This is a genomic window from Blastococcus sp. TML/M2B (genome assembly GCF_016612865.1).
Classification (GTDB): Bacteria; Actinomycetota; Actinomycetes; order Mycobacteriales; family Geodermatophilaceae; genus Blastococcus.
The window spans coordinates 525,332-540,832 of record NZ_JAENZZ010000001.1; the positions used below are offsets into that span (position 1 = coordinate 525,332).

Consider the following 15,501-nt stretch of genomic DNA (forward strand, 5'->3'; position numbering starts at 1 on the left):
CCGTGCCCCCGCAGGAAAACCCGCCGTCCGCTCCCGCCGGGACGCCGCGCGTCGCCGCCGTCGTCGTCCTCGCCGCCGGCCAGGGCACCCGCATGCGGTCCTCGACGCCGAAGGTGCTGCACACCCTGGGTGGCCGCAGCCTGCTCGGGCACGTGCTGGCCGCGGCCGCGCCGCTGGCGGCGGGCACCACGGTCGTCGTCGTCGGGGCGGGGCGCGAGCAGGTCGCGGCGCACCTGGCCGAGGTCGCGCCCGGCGCCGTCGCCGTCGTGCAGGAGGAGCAGCTCGGCTCCGGGCACGCCGCCGAGGTCGCCCTCGCCGCGGTGCCCGAGCTCGACGGGTCGGTCCTCGTCGTCAACGGGGACTCGCCGCTGCTGACCAGCCGCACGCTCGGCGACCTCGTGCAGGCCCACGACGCCGCCGGCAGCGTCTTCACCGTGCTCACCGCCGAGGTCGACGACCCGACCGGCCTGGGCCGCATCGTCCGGGACGGCCGCGGAGCCCCGCAGGCCATCGTCGAGGAGCGCGACGCCACCCCCGAGCAGCGCGCCATCCGCGAGGTGAACGCCGGCGTCTACGTCGCCGACGCCGCCACCCTGCGCCGCGTCCTGGCCGGCGTCGGGACGGCGAACTCGCAGGGGGAGCAGTACCTCACCGACGCGCTCGCGCCGCTGGTCGCCGAGGGCGCCCCGACCGCCGCGGTCCGCGCCGAGGACCCCGACGACGTCCTGGGCTGCAACGACCGCCGCGAGCTGGCCGAGCGGCGGCGCACCCTCAACGACCGCGTGCTCGACGACCTGATGCGCGCCGGGGTCACCGTCGTCGACCCGCAGACCACCTGGGTCGACGTCACCGCGACCGCCGCCGCCGACGCCGTCCTGCAGCCGGGCACCCAGCTGCTCGGGACGACGACCGTCGCCACCGGCGCCGTCGTCGGCCCGGACACCACGCTGGTCGACTGCACCGTCGAGGCCGGCGCCAGCGTCGTCCGCTCGCACTGCCTGGGGGCGGAGATCGGGCCGGACGCGACCGTCGGCCCGTTCAGCTACCTGCGCCCGGGCACCCGGCTGGGCCGCGGCAGCAAGGCCGGCGCCTTCGTCGAGATCAAGAACGTCGAGGTCGGCGAGGAGTCGAAGGTGCCGCACCTCTCCTACGTGGGCGACGCGACCATCGGCCGCGGCGCCAACATCGGCGCCGCCACCGTCTTCGTCAACTACGACGGCGTGGCCAAGCACCGCACGACCATCGGGGACCACGTCCGGATCGGGTCGGACAGCATGCTCGTGGCGCCGGTCACCATCGGCGACGGCGCCTACACCGCGGCCGGGTCGGTCATCACGAACGACGTCCCCCCGGGGGCCATGGGCGTGGCGCGGGCCACCCAGCGAAATGTGGCAGGGTGGGTCCGACGCCGACGGCCGGGATCCCCGGCCGCGGAGGCCGCCGCAGCCGCGGAAGGGCGAGCGGACGCCCCCGACCCCGGGGCGCACGACGACGAGGGGCAGCAGACCCGATGAGCGCCATCCGGCAGACCACCAACAAGAGCCTGATGCTCTTCTCCGGCCGGGCCTACCCCGAGCTGACCGGCGAGATCGCCGGCCACCTCGGCGTGACCCCCACCCCGACCGCCTCCTACGAGTTCGCCAACGGCGAGCTGTTCGTGCGGTTCGAGGAGTCGGTGCGCGGGTGCGACGCCTTCGTGGTGCAGAGCCACACCGCGCCGATCAACACCTGGCTCATGGAGCAGCTGATCATGGTCGACGCGCTCAAGCGCGCCTCCGCGAAGCGGATCACCGTGGTCGCCCCGTTCTTCCCCTACGCCCGTCAGGACAAGAAGCACCGCGGCCGCGAGCCCATCTCCGCGCGCCTGGTCGCCGACATGTTCAAGACCGCCGGCGCCGACCGGCTGATGACCGTCGACCTGCACACCGCGCAGATCCAGGGCTTCTTCGACGGCCCGGTCGACCACCTCTTCGCCCTCGACCTGCTGATCAACCACGTCAAGGAGCGCTGGGGCGACCGCGACATCACCGTCGTCTCCCCGGACTCCGGCCGCGTCCGCGTCTCCGAGCGCTGGAGCGACAAGCTCGGCGGGACGCCGCTGGCCTTCATCCACAAGACCCGTGACCCGCTGGTCGCCAACGAGGTCGTCGCCAACCGCGTCGTCGGCGAGGTCGAGGGCCGCGTCTGCATCCTGGTCGACGACATGATCGACACCGGCGGCACGATCGTGAAGGCCGCCGAGACGCTCTTCGACGCCGGCGCCGCCGACGTCATCGTCGCCGCCACGCACGGCGTGCTCTCCGGCCCCGCGGTCGAGCGGCTCTCCAGCAGCAAGGTCAGCGAGGTCATCGTGACCAACACGCTGCCCATCGAGGAGCACCGCCGCTTCGACAAGCTGACGGTCCTCTCCATCGCCCCCCTGCTCGCCCGGGCGATCAAGGAGGTCTTCGAGGACGGCTCGGTCACCTCCTTGTTCGACGGAGCTAGTTGATCTGTCGCGCTCCGCGCTCCGACCGCGGCCAGGAGCCGTTCCCCGGCTGAGTTGAGCGCGTACCCGCCGTGGCTCGGGGACCCTCCGGGCCCCGCTCGCCGCGACGGCCTCGCGGGGCAGCTCCTGTCCCGGCGTCTTCGTCCTGCGGCACGTCCGTCCTCGGGGGCCCTCCGGGCCCCCGCTCGGACGGACCGCTGCGCGGTGGTCGTCGCCAGTCGCGTACCCTGGCTCGCGTTGCCCGGCGAGGGAACGCCCAGCGTTCCGTTATCGACGTGCTGTGCTCTCCGGGGTGCTGTGCGTTCGCGCCTGGCCCGCACAGACCCGATACCTAGGAGCACATCACCGTGGCTGACTTCCGGCTCGACGCCGAGACCCGTACCGAGTTCGGCAAGGGCAGCGCGCGTCGCACCCGCCGCGAGGGTCGCATCCCCGCCGTCCTCTACGGGCACGGCCAGGACGTCGTGCACCTGTCGCTGCCGGCCCGCGAGTTCGCCGCGGCCCTGCGCAACGGCGGCAGCAACGTCCTGCTGACCGTCGTCCTGGAGGGCAAGGAGCAGCTCGCCCTCACCAAGGCCGTGCAGCGCGACCCGCTGACCCGCCAGCACGAGCACGTCGACCTGCTGCTGGTCCGCCGCGGCGAGAAGACCACCGTCGAGGTGCCGATCGTCATCGTCGGCGACCCGGCCCCCGACTCGATCCCGAACCACCAGCTCAACACCGTCTCCATCGAGGCCGACGCCACCAAGCTGCCCGAGGCCATCGAGGTCGACATCACCGGCCACGCCGCCGGGCAGAACATCACCGCCGGCGAGCTCGTCCTGCCCTCGGGCTCGACGCTGATCACCGACCCCGAGGCGCTGGTCATCGGCTTCCTCGGCGCCCCGACCGCCGAGGCGCTGGAGGCCGAGCTCGCCGAGGCCGAGGCCGAGGCCGGCATCGAGCGCGAGGAGTCCGACGCCGACGGCGACGTCGTCCCGGAGCCGCAGGACCAGGGCAGCGGCGAGTCGATGGACTCGGCCGAGAAGTCCGCGGACAACTGAGGCCTCCGCTGACCGACAGCACGACCCGCGGGGGCGCCGGCACTGCCGGCGCCCCTGCGGCGTCCGCTCCGAGCGAGGGGCCCTTCCTCGTCGTGGGGCTGGGCAACCCCGGGCCCGGCTACGCCGGCAACCGGCACAACGTGGGCGCGATGGTGCTCGACCTGCTGGCCGAGCGCGCCGGCATCCGGCTCTCGCCGGGCAAGGGCGCCCGGTCGCGGGCGGTCAGCGGCGAGGGCCGGCTGGCCGGCCGCCGCGTCGTCCTCGCCCGCCCGCTCACCTACATGAACGAGTCCGGCGGCCCGGTGCGCGGCCTGCTCGACTACCACAAGCTCCCGGCCACCGACCTCGTCGTGGTGCACGACGAGCTCGACATCGACTTCGCCGTCGTGCGGCTCAAGCGGGGCGGCGGCGAGGGCGGCCACAACGGCCTGCGCTCGATCACCCGCTCTCTGGGCACCAAGGACTACCTGCGCGTGCGGGTCGGCATCGGCCGCCCCCCGGGCCGCCAGGACCCGGCCGACTACGTGCTCAAGGACTTCTCCGCGACCGAGCGCAAGGAGCTCGACCTTCTGCTCGTCGACGCGGCCGACGCCGCAGAGTCACTGCTCGCCCGCGGCCTGGAGGCCGCGCAGAACGAGGTCCACCCCCGCAGCTGAGCCGCCCAGCTCGCCGATCGGTCACTCTCCGTGCTCCCGAAAGGGTGAAGAGGCCCCGTCCGTGTTGACCCTGCCGGTGACGGACTGTGAGTGTTGTCCGCGCATCGAGGACTGCACTCGGGGGAGAACGTCCTGTTCGTCGGCCTGACGGCCGCACCCCTCGTGTGTTGACGCAATCACACTGCGTAACGGGGGAGCACACGTGTTGGTGGACAAGGAAGCGCTGAGCACCGGGCTGGACCTCATCCCGGCCCCGCGTCGCGAGACGACCGTGACGCCGGCCCGCCCGCTCACCCGGATCGCCACCGCACCCTGGGTGCGCACCTACGCCCTCGCGCTGGCCGCCTTCGAGGCCCTCGCCGCGGCCGCCATCGGCGCCGGCGTCGTCCTCACCCGCCCCGAGGGGCTGCCGCCCGAGCCCTCGCTGTTCTGGGCTTCCGTCGCGCTGGTGCCGGCCTGGCCGCTGCTGCTCTGGGCCTGCGGCGCGCACGCCGAGCGGGTCTTCGGCACCGGCAGCGACGAGTACCGCACCGTCGGCCGCGCCGGCCTGGTCCTGTTGGCCGTCGCCGGCTTCGTCTCCTACGCGGCGGGGCTGGACCTCAGCCGCGCGCTGGTCGTCGTCGGCGTCCCCGCGCTGACCCTCACCACCCTCGTGGCGCGCTACGCCGCGCGCACCTACCTCCGCCGGCTGCGTGCCCGGGGCCGCTGCGGCAAGCGGGTCATCGTCGTCGGCCGCGGCGGCGCGGTCCTGGAGCTCGCCGACCGCGTGCGCCGGGAGAGCTACGCCGGCCTCGACGTCGTCGGTCTCTGCGTGACGCCGGCCGACCGCGCCCGCGTCGCCGGCCTGGTGGACGTGCCGGTCGAGGGCCTGGACGACGTCGTCGCGCTGGCCGCCCGGCTGGGTGCCGACACCATCGCCGTCACCTCGGCCAGCGAGACGGCCGCGCAGTACCTGCGCCAGCTGTCCTGGCAGCTCGAGGGCAGCGGTGTCGAGCTCCTGGTCGCCCCCGGCCTCATCGAGGTCGCCGGCCCCCGCCTGCACATCCGCCCGTTCGAGGGCCTGCCGCTGCTCTCGGTCGAGCAGCCCCGCTTCGAGGGCTGGCGGCGCATGGTCAAGGGCGCCGTCGACCGTTGCGCCGCCGGCCTCGCGCTGCTGCTCCTCTCGCCGGTGCTCGTCGGCATCGCGCTCGCCGTCCGGCTGACCAGCGCCGGGCCCGCCCTGTACCGCCAGGAGCGCGTCGGCATCAACGGCCAGGCCTTCACGATGCTGAAGTTCCGCAGCATGGTCGTCGACGCCGACAAGCGGCTCGAGGACATCCGCGCGGACAACATCTCCGACGGCCTGCTGTTCAAGATGCGGGAGGACCCGCGGGTCACCCCGGTCGGCCGCTGGCTGCGCCGGCTCTCGCTGGACGAGCTGCCCCAGCTGTTCAACGTGCTGGGCGGCACCATGGCGCTCGTCGGCCCCCGGCCGCCGCTGCCGGGCGAGGTCGCCCGCTACGACGCGTCGGTCAGCCGCCGGCTGCTGGTGAAGCCGGGCCTCACCGGCCTGTGGCAGATCTCCGGCCGCAGCGACCTGCCGTGGGAGGAGGCCGTGCGCCTGGACCTGCGGTACGTGGAGAACTGGTCGCTCGCCCTCGACATGCTGATCCTCTGGAAGACGACGCGCGCGGTCCTCAACCGCTCCGGGGCCTACTGACCCACCCCGTCCGGGGGTCACCCCGCAGGGTGACGGCGTCCGCCGGAACGACGCGCGCGCGGCTACGGGCCGCGATCCTTGATTCGCGGTGCGTGACAGCGCGCCGGAGCGGCCGCATCCACCGGCTGCGGACGAGCGAACGGACGGACCACGATGCGCATCGCCATGCTGGGCACCCGAGGTGTTCCCGCCCGGTACGGCGGCTTCGAGACCGCCGTCGAGGAGGTCGGCCGCCGGCTGGCCGACCGCGGGCACCGCGTCGTCGTCTACTGCCGGACCGGGCGGGACGAGACCGAGCGGCCCGACCGCTACCTGGGCATGGAGCTGGTGCACCTGCCGGCCGCGCACAAGCGGGCGCTGGAGACCCTGAGCCACTCGGCCCTGTCGGTCGGCCACCTGCTGGGGCACCGCACCGATGCCGCGTTCGTCTTCAACGCCGCGAACTCGCCGCTGCTGCCGGCGCTCCGGGCCGCCCGGATCCCGGTCGCGACGCACGTCGACGGCCTGGAGTGGAAGCGCGCCAAGTGGGGCCCGGTCGGCCAGCGGTACTACCGCGCCGCGGAAGCCCTGGCCGTGCGCTGGTCCGACGCGCTGATCGCCGACGCCGTCGGCATCGCCGACTACTACCGGCACGAGTTCGGCGCGCCCACCACGCTGCTCACCTACGGCGCCCCGCTGATCCAGCCCGGGGCCGACCGGCTGGCCGAGCTCGGCCTGACCCCGGGGGAGTACCACCTGGTGGTCGCCCGCTTCGAGCCCGAGAACCCACGTCGACGTGATCGTCGAGGGCTACGCCCGCAGCGGCGCGACCAAGCCGCTGGTCGTGGTCGGCTCCGCGCCCTACTCCGACGCCTACACCGCGCAGGTGCACGCCGCGGCCGACGACCGGGTCCGGTTCCTCGGCGGCGTCTGGGACCAGGAGCAGCTCGACCAGCTCTACGCCAACGCCTACACCTACCTGCACGGCCACTGCGTCGGCGGCACGAACCCCTCGCTGCTGCGCGCCATCGGCGCCGGCACCGCCGTGCTGGCGTTCGACTGCGACTTCAACCGCGAGGTCGTCGAGGACGCCGGTCGCTACTTCACCAGCCCCGCCGACGTCGCCGCCCTGGTCGACGCCGCCGAGGCCGAGCCCCGCCGCATCCGCATCGCCGGGAAGCGGGCCCGCGACCTGGCCGCCGGCTACGACTGGGACGAGGTCGCGACCGGCTACGAGAAGCTGGCCCTCGCCCTGGCCCGGCGCGACTTCCCGACCCGTCGTCCGAACGGCCGGCGGCTGCCGACGGCGGTGCCGGCCCCCCTGCGCATCCCGGAGCCGCGGACCACGACCGCGGTCGTGCCCCCGGTCGTGAACCCGGTCGCGCACCCGGGGACGACGACGCCGGTCATCCCGATCCGCGGAGCGCAGCAGTGAGCACCCTCGCCCCGCCGCGGCCCGAGGAGAGCCTGCGCGAGACGCTCGGCCGGCTGTCCGGTGCCCAGAAGGGCGCGGCCGGCGCACCCGCGTACTCCCGCTTCGTCAACCGCAAGCTCGGCCGGCTGCTGGCCGCGGTCGCCTTCCACGCGCGGCTCACGCCCAACGCGGTGACCGGCATCAGCGCCGTCTTCACCGCCACGGCGCTCGTGCTGCTGGCCACCGTCGAGCCGTCGTGGACCCTCGGCCTGGTCCTGACCGCGTGCCTGGTGCTCGGCTACGCCTTCGACGCCGCCGACGGCCAGCTGGCCCGGCTGCGCGGCGGGGGCTCGCCGGCCGGGGAGTGGCTCGACCACATGGTCGACGCGGTGAAGTCCTCCGGGCTGCACCTCGCGCTGGTCATCGGCCTCTACCGCTTCGACGTCGTCGACCCGGTGGTCCTGCTGGTGCCGCTGGGCTACTGCCTGGTCGACGCGGTCACCTACTTCGCCACGATGCTCAACGAGGCGCTGCGCGCGCAGCACGGCGTCGCCACCCGGGCCCAGCCCACCGCGCAGCCGGCCGGCATCGGCCGGTCGCTGCTCACGCTGCCCACGGACTACGGCCTGCTGGCCTGCCTGTTCGTGCTGTACGGCGCGCCGGGGCTGTTCGTCCCGGCCTACACGCTCCTGTTCCTCGCGGCGGCGGGCTTCCTCGCCCTCGCCTCGATCAAGTGGTTCACCGAGATGACGAGGCTGCCCCGATGACGCTGCTCTCCCGCATCTCCGGCGGCGATCGCCGCCGGCGGCTGGTCGTCGCCGGGGCGGCCGCGCTGCTGGTCGCCGTCCTCGTCGCCGTCGGGCTGGCGCTCGCGCCGGGCGACGACGGGACGATGAGCGCGTCCGGTCAGGACGCCGACGCGACGGAGGCGCCGCTGACCTCCGGCGCGCCGCCGGAGCTGGCGCCCGCGCCGGTCACCCCCGAGCCCGCCGGACCGACCGAGGACGCCACCGAGCTCCCGGCGACCCTGGCGCCGGTCGGGTTCGACGAGCAGGCCGCTGCCGGGGACGGGGTCGTCGCCGACGTCGTCTCCCTGGAGGCGGTCGACGCCACGGGCGTCGGCCCGGGCAACATCTCCGGCCCGGCGCTGCGGGTGACCGTGCGGATCACCAACGGCACCGGCGGCCCGGTGCCGCTCGACGGCGTGGCGGTCGACCTGGCACACGGCGAGGAGCAGCTGCCCGCCTCGCCGATCAACGACCCGTCGACCGCGCCGTTCTCCGGCGTCCTGCAGCCGGGGGAGAGCGCCGAGGGCGTGTACGTCTTCACCGTGCCCGCCGGCGACCGCGACCTCGTGACCCTCTCCGTCGGGTACCAGGCCGGCGCGCCGTTCATGGTGTTCACCGGCTCCGGGGCCTGACCGTGGGCCGCCGGCGGGTGCTCGTCGCCCACCCGGGAGCCGAGCTCTACGGCGCCGACCGGGTGCTGCTGGACTCGGCGTCCTCGCTGGCCACGGCGTTCGACGTGACCGTCGTCCTGCCCGGCCCGGGGCCGCTCGTCCAAGAGCTCGAGGCGCGCGGCCTGCGGGTCGTGCAGTGCCGGATGCCGGTGCTCCGCAACGCCGCGATGCGGCCGCGCGGCTTCCTGCGGCTGGTGGCCGACGCGGTGCGCGGCGCGCTGCCCGCCGTCCGGCTGATCCGCCGGCACGGCCGGGACGGCGTCTACGTCAACACCCTCACCCTGCCGTCCTGGCCGCTGCTGGCCCGGTTGGCCGGCAGCCCCTCGCTGTGCCACGTGCACGAGGCGGAGGCGTCGCAGCCGCGGCTGCTGCGCCGGGGCATGGCGCTCGCGCCGGTCCTGGCCGACCGGGTCATCGCGAACAGCCGGTTCACCCTCGACGTGCTCTGCGAGGTCGCGCCGCGGCTGCGGAGGCGCGCCGCCGTCGTCTACAACGCCGTGACGGCGCCCGGCGAGGCGTCTTCCGCGCACGCGGGCACCGACGGCCCGCTGCGGCTGCTCGTCGTGGGCCGGCTGTCGCCGCGCAAGGGCCCGCAGGTCGCCGTCGCAGTGCTCGAGGAGCTGGTGCGCCGCGGCGTCGACGCGCGGCTGGACCTCGTCGGCTCGGTCTTCGAGGGCTACGAGTGGTTCGAGGAGGAACTGCACGCGGCCGTCGCGGCCGCGGGCCTGGGCGACCGGGTGGCTTTTCTCGGCTTCCGCGCCGACGTGTGGGACCACCTCCGGGCTGCCGACGTCGTCCTCGTGCCGTCGATCGCCGAGGAGTCCTTCGGCCTCACCACCGTGGAGGCAGTCCTGGCCGCCCGCCCGCTGCTGGTCAGCGACTCCAGCGGGCTGCGCGAGGCGGCCGCCGGCTAGCGCCTCGGTGCAGGCGCTCCCGCCGGGGGACGTCGGCGCGTGGGCCGACGCCGTCGAGCGGGTGGTCGCCGACCGCGCCGGATACGCCCGGGCCGCGCTGGCCGACGCCGACGAGGCGCGCCGCCGGCACGCCCCCGAGCGCTACCGCGACGAGCTGGTCGGCGAGCTGCGGGCGCTGGTCGGGGACGACCGCGCCGTCGTCGCCGCCCCCTAGAGACGTCCCAGGAGGGATCCCCGTGCCCGGACACGCAGGACCGACGACCGAGGGGCGCGACCGCACGGTCACCCCGCCGGTCTTCATGTACCACTCGATCAGCCCCTCGACGGCGCCCGATCCGCACGCGCTCCGCGTGCACCCCGACCGGCTGGCCCGCCACCTGAGGCTGCTCTCCCGGCTGGGGCTGCGCGGCGTCCCGCTCGGCGAGCTGCTCCGCGCGCAGGAGCAGGGCCGCGCCCGCGGGCTGGTCGGGCTGACGTTCGACGACGGCTACACCGACTTCCTCGACCACGCCGTCCCGCTGCTCGAGCGGTACGGGATGGCCGGCACCCTCTACGTCGTCGCCGGCCGGCTCGGCGGCGTCAACGAGTGGGACGACGGCCCGCGGCTGCCGATCGTGGACGCCGACCAGGTGCGCGCGGTCGCGGCGGCCGGACACGAGGTGGGCAGCCACACCATGACCCACCCGCGGCTGGCCGGCGCGGAGCCGGGGGCGCTGGCGGCCGAGGTGGGGGAGAGCCGGCGGGTGCTCGAGGACGTGCTGCAGGCCGAGGTCCCCGGGTTCTGCTACCCCTACGGGAGCTACGACGACGCCGCCGCCGAGGCCGTGCGCGCCGCCGGGTACGACCACGCCTGCGTCACCGGTGACTACGAGCCCGGCGACCGGTTCACCCTGCCCCGCTGCTACGTCAGCCCGGGGGACACCACGGTGCACGTCGTCGCGCGCATGGTGCGGCACTCCGTGCGGGTCCGCCGTCCCCTCCCGGGGAGGGCCACCCCCTCGTCCGGGTGAGCGCGCACGTCCCGGCGGCCCGCACCCGCCCCCGCACGGGGGCCGGTGCGGGCCGCCGCCGTTTCCGGGCCCGGCGGGCCGGCGCGAGATGACACACCGGGGATCCGTCGCGGCCCGGGAGCGGACCGTCACGCACGGTGAGAAATGCCGCCGTCCTGCACAGGGCGTGATCGGGCTACGAGCCGCTGACCTGCGCCGATGCACCTGATCGGGTGACGGTCGCAACCTGGCGTGAGCGTGATCGTCACGCTTAGTGTCGGCCCGTCCGGGGGGATCATGGGGATTCCCCGCGGCTGAGCCATGGGGGAAGACGATGACGGCACGTGCTCCGGGGACTGCCCGGCGCTCGATCTCGGGTGGAGTGGCGCTCCTCCTGGTCAGCGGGGCCGTCGGCCTCATGGCACCGGCCGCATCGGCGGACTCCGCGCCGCTGGACCCCGCGAACCCGGCCACGCCGGTGACCGTGACGGCCGACCCGCTGCCCACCGTGCAGATCGACGGCGTCGCCTGGGACCAGGTCGTCGTCGGCAACACGGTGTACGTGGCCGGCAAGTTCGCGACCGCGCGCCCCGCCGGCGCCCGCGCCGGCACGCAGCAGGTCGTCCGCAACAACCTGCTCGCCTACGACATCCGCACCGGTGAGCTGATCAGCTCCTTCGCGCCCGACCTCAACGGCCAGGCGCTGGCGATCACCGCCACCCCGGACGGCCGCCGCATCTTCGTCGGTGGTGACTTCACCCGCGCCAACGGCGAGGTCCGCAACCGGATCGCCGCCTACGACACCGCCACCGGCCAGCTGGCCACCGACTTCCGGCCCAGCGTCAGCGGCCAGGTCCGCGCGCTCGCCGCCACCGACTCGGCGGTCTACCTCGGCGGCAGCGTCTCCGCCGTCGGCGGGGCCAGCCGGACCAAGCTCGCCGCGGTCTCCGCGTCCACCGGCGCGCTGCTCCCGTGGGCCCCGGTCCCGGGTGCCTCCGCGACCAAGGGCAGCAACGAGGTGCTCGCGCTCGTCGTGACCAGCGGTGGCGCCCAGGTCGTGGCCGGCGGACGGTTCGCCAGCCTGAACGGCACCGCGGCCACCGGCGTCGGCGCGCTCGACGCGGTCACCGGCGCGACGCGGCCGTTCGCCGTCAACAAGCTGATCACCAACCAGGGCTCCAGCTCCGCGATCTGGGGCCTGTCGGCCACCGGCGACACCGTCTTCGGCAGCGCCTACGACTTCGGCGGCCCGGGCAACCTCGAGGGCACCTTCGCGGCGAACGCCAACGGTGGTGACCTCCGGTTCGCGGCCTACTGCCGTGGCGACAACTACGACAACTTCGCCACCAGCCAGGTGCTCTACATCGCCTCGCACATGCACCGCTGCGACTACATCGGCGGCTGGGCGGACTCCGCGCCGTCGCAGGTCTGGAAGCACGGCAACGCGTTCGGCCTGACCCCGACCCGGACCATCGTCGGCGGCTTCACCAACGCCAACTTCAGCGGCAAGCCCGCGCCGGCGCTGCTGCACTGGTACCCCTCGTTCTCCCAGGGCAGCGTCACCGGCCAGTACCAGGCCGGCTGGACCGTCGAGGGCAACGAGCAGTACGTCGCCTACGCCGGCGAGTTCCCGCGGGTGAACGGCACCAACCAGCAGGGCCTGGTCCGCTTCGCGCTGCCGTCGATCGCCCCGAACACGACCGGCCCCGCCGCCACCGGCATGGAGCCCACGGTCACCGCGGTGGGTGCCGGCGCGGTCCGCGTCGCGTGGAAGACCACCGACGACATGGACAACGAGAACCTGACCTACCGCGTGTACCGGGACGACGAGGTCGCCCCGATCCACACGGTGACCCAGGCGTCGAGCTGGTGGAACAAGCCCACCATCGGCGTCGGTGACACCGGCCTGGCGGCCGGCACGCACCGGTACCGCGTCACGGCCACCGACCCGTCGGGCAACGTCGCCACCTCCGGCTGGACGACGGCCACCGTCGCCACCGGCGGCGCGGCCCGCCCGTACGCCGACGTGGTGCGCGCCGACGGCGCCAGCGACCACTGGTCGCTCGGCGAGGCCTCCGGCACGGCCGCCTACAACCTGGGCCGTCCGCTGGACATGACCGCGGGCACCGGCGTGGGCCGCGGCCAGGCCGGCGCGCTGCGCGGGGACAGCGACACCGCGGTCAGCCTGAACGGCACCTGGTCGGCCTTCGCCTCGACCCGCGCGGCCGTCCCCGGCCCGCAGACGTTCACCGTCGAGGCCTGGGTCAAGACCACCTCGCGCGCCGGTGGCCGGCTCGTCGGCTTCGGCGACCAGGCCACCACCACCAGCGGCAGCTACGACCGCCACCTGTACCTCGACACCAACGGCCGGGTGAACTTCGGCGTCTACCCGGGCAGCACCCGGGTCGTCACCAGCCCGACCGCGGTTAACGACGGCGCCTGGCACCACGTCGCGGGCACGCTCGGCGCGCAGGGCATGGTCCTGTACGTCGACGGCAAGCAGGTGGCCGGGCGCACCGACACCACGTCGGCGCAGGCCTACAACGGCTACTGGCGGATCGGTGCCGACAACGTGTGGAGCGGGTCGTCGACCTTCTCCGGCTCGATCGACGAGGTCGCGATCTACCCGACCGCGCTGCCGGCCGACCGGATCGCCGCGCACGAGGCCGTCGGCCGCACCGGGACGGCGGCGAACGTCGCCCCGACGGCCGCCTTCACCTCGACGGCGTCGTTCCTGGACGCGACCTTCGACGCGACCGGTTCCACCGACACCGACGGCACCATCGCCTCCTACGCCTGGACCTTCGGTGACGGCACCAGCGGGACCGGCGCGACGCCGGCGCACACCTACCGCGAGGCCGGCACCTACCAGGTGCAGCTCACCGTCACCGACGACCGCGGGGCCACCGACACCCGCACCGGCACGGTCAGCGTCGTCGCGCCGCCGCCGAACGAGGCCCCCACGGCCGCGTTCAGCATCGCCGGCTCCGGCCGCACCGGGGTCTTCGACGCCGCGGCGTCCACCGACACCGACGGCACCGTCGTCTCCTACGCCTGGGCGTTCGGCGACGGCGCCACCGGCAGCGGCGCGCAGGCCACGCACGAGTACGCCGAGGACGGCACGTACACCGTGACCCTCACGGTCACCGACGACGACGGCGCCACCAGCTCCGTCGAGCGCTCGATCACCGTGACCGGCTCGATGCTCGCCACCGACGCCTTCGACCGGTCGGTGACCGGTGGTCTGGGCACCGCCGACGCCGGTGGTCCCTGGACGGCGTACGCGGGTGCCTCGCGGCAGTCGGTCACCGGCGGCGACGCCGTCCTGACCATGGCCAAGGGCACCAACACCGGCTCCGCGCTGGGCTCGATCGGCCAGACCGACGCCGACGTCCGCACGTCCTTCTCGCTGTCGTCGGTGCCCACCGGCGGCGGGGCGATGGTCTACGTGGGTGCCCGTCAGGTCGACACGAACACCGCCTACAAGGCGCGGGTCCGCGTCCTGGCCGACGGCAGCGTGCGGGCCGCCCTGGTGCGGTTCGCCGGCTCGTCCGACGAGACTCTGATCGGTTCCGAGGTGCTCGTGCCCGGGCTGACCTACACGGCCGGTACCCGGCTGAACGTGCGGGTGCAGGCGTCCGGCACCGGCACGACCGACCTGTCGCTGAGCGTGTGGGCGGCGGGCTCGGCCGAGCCGACCACGCCGACCGCGGTGCGCACCGACTCGACGGCGTCCCTCCAGGTGCCCGGGTCGATCAGCCTCGGCGGCTACCTCTCGGGCAGCGCCACCGCCTCGGTGGAGCTCCGGTTCGCCGAGCTGACCGCGTCGCCGATCGGTGCGCTCCCCGTGACCCCGCCGGTCACCCCGCCGGTCACCCCGCCGGCCAACGTGGCCCCCACGGCGGAGTTCGGCACCGTGGTCACCGGTCTCTCGGTGGCCGTGGACGCCTCGGCGTCGCGCGACTCCGACGGCACCGTCGCGAGCTACGCCTGGGAGTTCGGTGACGGCAGCACGGGGACCGGCGTCACCGCCGGCCACCCGTACGCCGCGGCCGGCACCTACACCGTCCGGCTCACCGTGACCGACGACCGCGGTGCCGTCGGCACCACGACGCGCACGGTCACCGTCACGGCGCCCGAGCAGCCCGGCACCCCCGAGCAGCCCGGCACCCCGGAGCAGCCCGGCACCCCGGCGCCGGTCGCGGCCGACGCCTTCGAGCGGGCGGTCACCGGTGCCCTGGGCACCGCCGACCTGGGCGGCGTCTGGTCGGCGTGGGCCGGCGCGTCCCGCCAGTCCGTGTCCGGCGGTGCCGCCGTCCTCGCCATGGGCAAGGGCACCAACACCGGGTCGATCCTGCCCATCGGCCGGACGGACGCCGACGTGCGCACCGCCTTCACCATGTCGTCGGTGCCCACCGGCGGCGGGGCGATGGTCTACGTCGGCGCCCGCCAGCTCGACGCCAACCAGGGCTACAAGGCGCGGGTCCGCGTCCTGGCCGACGGCAGCGTCCGCGTGTCGCTGGTCAAGCTGACCGGGAGCACCGACGAGGTGCTGATCGGTTCCGAGGCGCTGCTGCCCGGCCTCACCTACACGCCGGGCACCGAGCTCAACGTGCGGGTCGTGGCCTCGGGCACCGGCACGACGAACCTGTCGCTGACGGTGTGGGCCACCGGAACCCCGGAGCCGACGACGCCGACGGTGGTGCGCACCGACTCCACGGCGGCGCTCCAGGTCGCCGGTGGGATCACCCTCGGCGGGTACCTCTCGGGCAGCGCGACCGCGCCGGTCGAGGTCCGCTTCACCGAGGTGCGGGTCACCCCCGTCGCCTGATCCACCGCACGCACCGACGGCCTCCCGTC

General features: G+C 74.7%; 12 protein-coding genes and 1 pseudogene. All 13 read left to right on the top strand.

Features of this window, described 5'->3' with window-relative positions:
* Positions 1 to 2 precede the first annotated feature (2 nt).
* The 13 genes and pseudogenes from glmU (at position 3) to JKP75_RS20220 (ending at position 15,472) form a co-directional block, all read left to right on the top strand.
* The gene (gene glmU / locus JKP75_RS02515; protein ID WP_309229453.1) at positions 3 to 1,514 is read left to right on the top strand and encodes a bifunctional UDP-N-acetylglucosamine diphosphorylase/glucosamine-1-phosphate N-acetyltransferase GlmU; all 1,512 of its coding nucleotides are present in this window, start codon (positions 3 to 5) and stop codon (positions 1,512 to 1,514) included.
* Positions 1,511 to 2,491 (top strand): ribose-phosphate diphosphokinase, encoded by a 981-nt coding sequence (locus JKP75_RS02520; RefSeq protein ID WP_200489323.1) that lies wholly within the window; start codon positions 1,511 to 1,513, stop codon positions 2,489 to 2,491. The genes glmU and JKP75_RS02520 overlap by 4 nt, the downstream gene beginning before the upstream one ends.
* 344 nt (positions 2,492 to 2,835) lie before the next feature.
* Complete coding sequence (locus JKP75_RS02525) at positions 2,836 to 3,531, top strand: 50S ribosomal protein L25/general stress protein Ctc (protein ID WP_200489322.1); 696 nt, start codon at positions 2,836 to 2,838, stop codon at positions 3,529 to 3,531.
* A gap of 92 nt (positions 3,532 to 3,623) precedes the next feature.
* A complete protein-coding gene (pth, locus tag JKP75_RS02530; protein WP_309229454.1) occupies positions 3,624 to 4,187 on the top strand; it encodes an aminoacyl-tRNA hydrolase in 564 nt (187 codons plus the stop codon).
* Positions 4,188 to 4,389: 202 nt separating this feature from the next.
* A complete protein-coding gene (locus JKP75_RS20205) occupies positions 4,390 to 5,886 on the top strand; it encodes a sugar transferase (protein ID WP_309229455.1) in 1,497 nt (498 codons plus the stop codon).
* A 165-nt stretch (positions 5,887 to 6,051) separates the two neighbouring features.
* Positions 6,052 to 6,498: pseudogene (locus JKP75_RS20210) on the top strand (DUF1972 domain-containing protein); the annotation flags it as partial.
* Between the two features lie 163 nt (positions 6,499 to 6,661).
* Positions 6,662 to 7,300: a glycosyltransferase gene (locus JKP75_RS20215; RefSeq protein WP_309229674.1), complete on the top strand. Its 639-nt coding sequence runs from the start codon at positions 6,662 to 6,664 to the stop codon at positions 7,298 to 7,300.
* On the top strand, positions 7,297 to 8,046 hold the full coding sequence (locus JKP75_RS02550) for a CDP-alcohol phosphatidyltransferase family protein (protein ID WP_200491218.1): 750 nt from the start codon (positions 7,297 to 7,299) through the stop codon (positions 8,044 to 8,046). Before JKP75_RS20215 ends, JKP75_RS02550 begins: the two co-directional genes overlap by 4 nt.
* The gene (locus JKP75_RS02555; RefSeq protein ID WP_200489320.1) at positions 8,043 to 8,699 is read left to right on the top strand and encodes a hypothetical protein; all 657 of its coding nucleotides are present in this window, start codon (positions 8,043 to 8,045) and stop codon (positions 8,697 to 8,699) included. The genes JKP75_RS02550 and JKP75_RS02555 overlap by 4 nt, the downstream gene beginning before the upstream one ends.
* 17 nt (positions 8,700 to 8,716) lie before the next feature.
* On the top strand, positions 8,717 to 9,652 hold the full coding sequence (locus tag JKP75_RS02560; RefSeq protein WP_200492737.1) for a glycosyltransferase: 936 nt from the start codon (positions 8,717 to 8,719) through the stop codon (positions 9,650 to 9,652).
* Positions 9,653 to 9,659: 7 nt separating this feature from the next.
* Complete coding sequence (locus tag JKP75_RS02565; RefSeq protein WP_200492738.1) at positions 9,660 to 9,866, top strand: hypothetical protein; 207 nt, start codon at positions 9,660 to 9,662, stop codon at positions 9,864 to 9,866.
* Between the two features lie 22 nt (positions 9,867 to 9,888).
* On the top strand, positions 9,889 to 10,662 hold the full coding sequence (locus JKP75_RS02570; RefSeq protein ID WP_200492739.1) for a polysaccharide deacetylase family protein: 774 nt from the start codon (positions 9,889 to 9,891) through the stop codon (positions 10,660 to 10,662).
* 397 nt (positions 10,663 to 11,059) lie between these two features.
* Positions 11,060 to 15,472, top strand: a complete 4,413-nt coding sequence (locus JKP75_RS20220; RefSeq protein ID WP_304504623.1) for a PKD domain-containing protein — start codon at positions 11,060 to 11,062, stop codon at positions 15,470 to 15,472.
* Positions 15,473 to 15,501 lie beyond the last annotated feature (29 nt).

Bases quoted from the DNA above. Each gene is read 5' to 3' on its own strand.
- JKP75_RS02520 (WP_200489323.1), top strand. From the start codon at position 1,511: ATGAGCGCCATCCGGCAGACCACCAACAAGAGCCTGATGCTCTTCTCC.
- JKP75_RS02555 (WP_200489320.1), top strand. From the start codon at position 8,043: ATGACGCTGCTCTCCCGCATCTCCGGCGGCGATCGCCGCCGGCGGCTG.
- JKP75_RS20220 (WP_304504623.1), top strand. From the start codon at position 11,060: ATGGCACCGGCCGCATCGGCGGACTCCGCGCCGCTGGACCCCGCGAAC.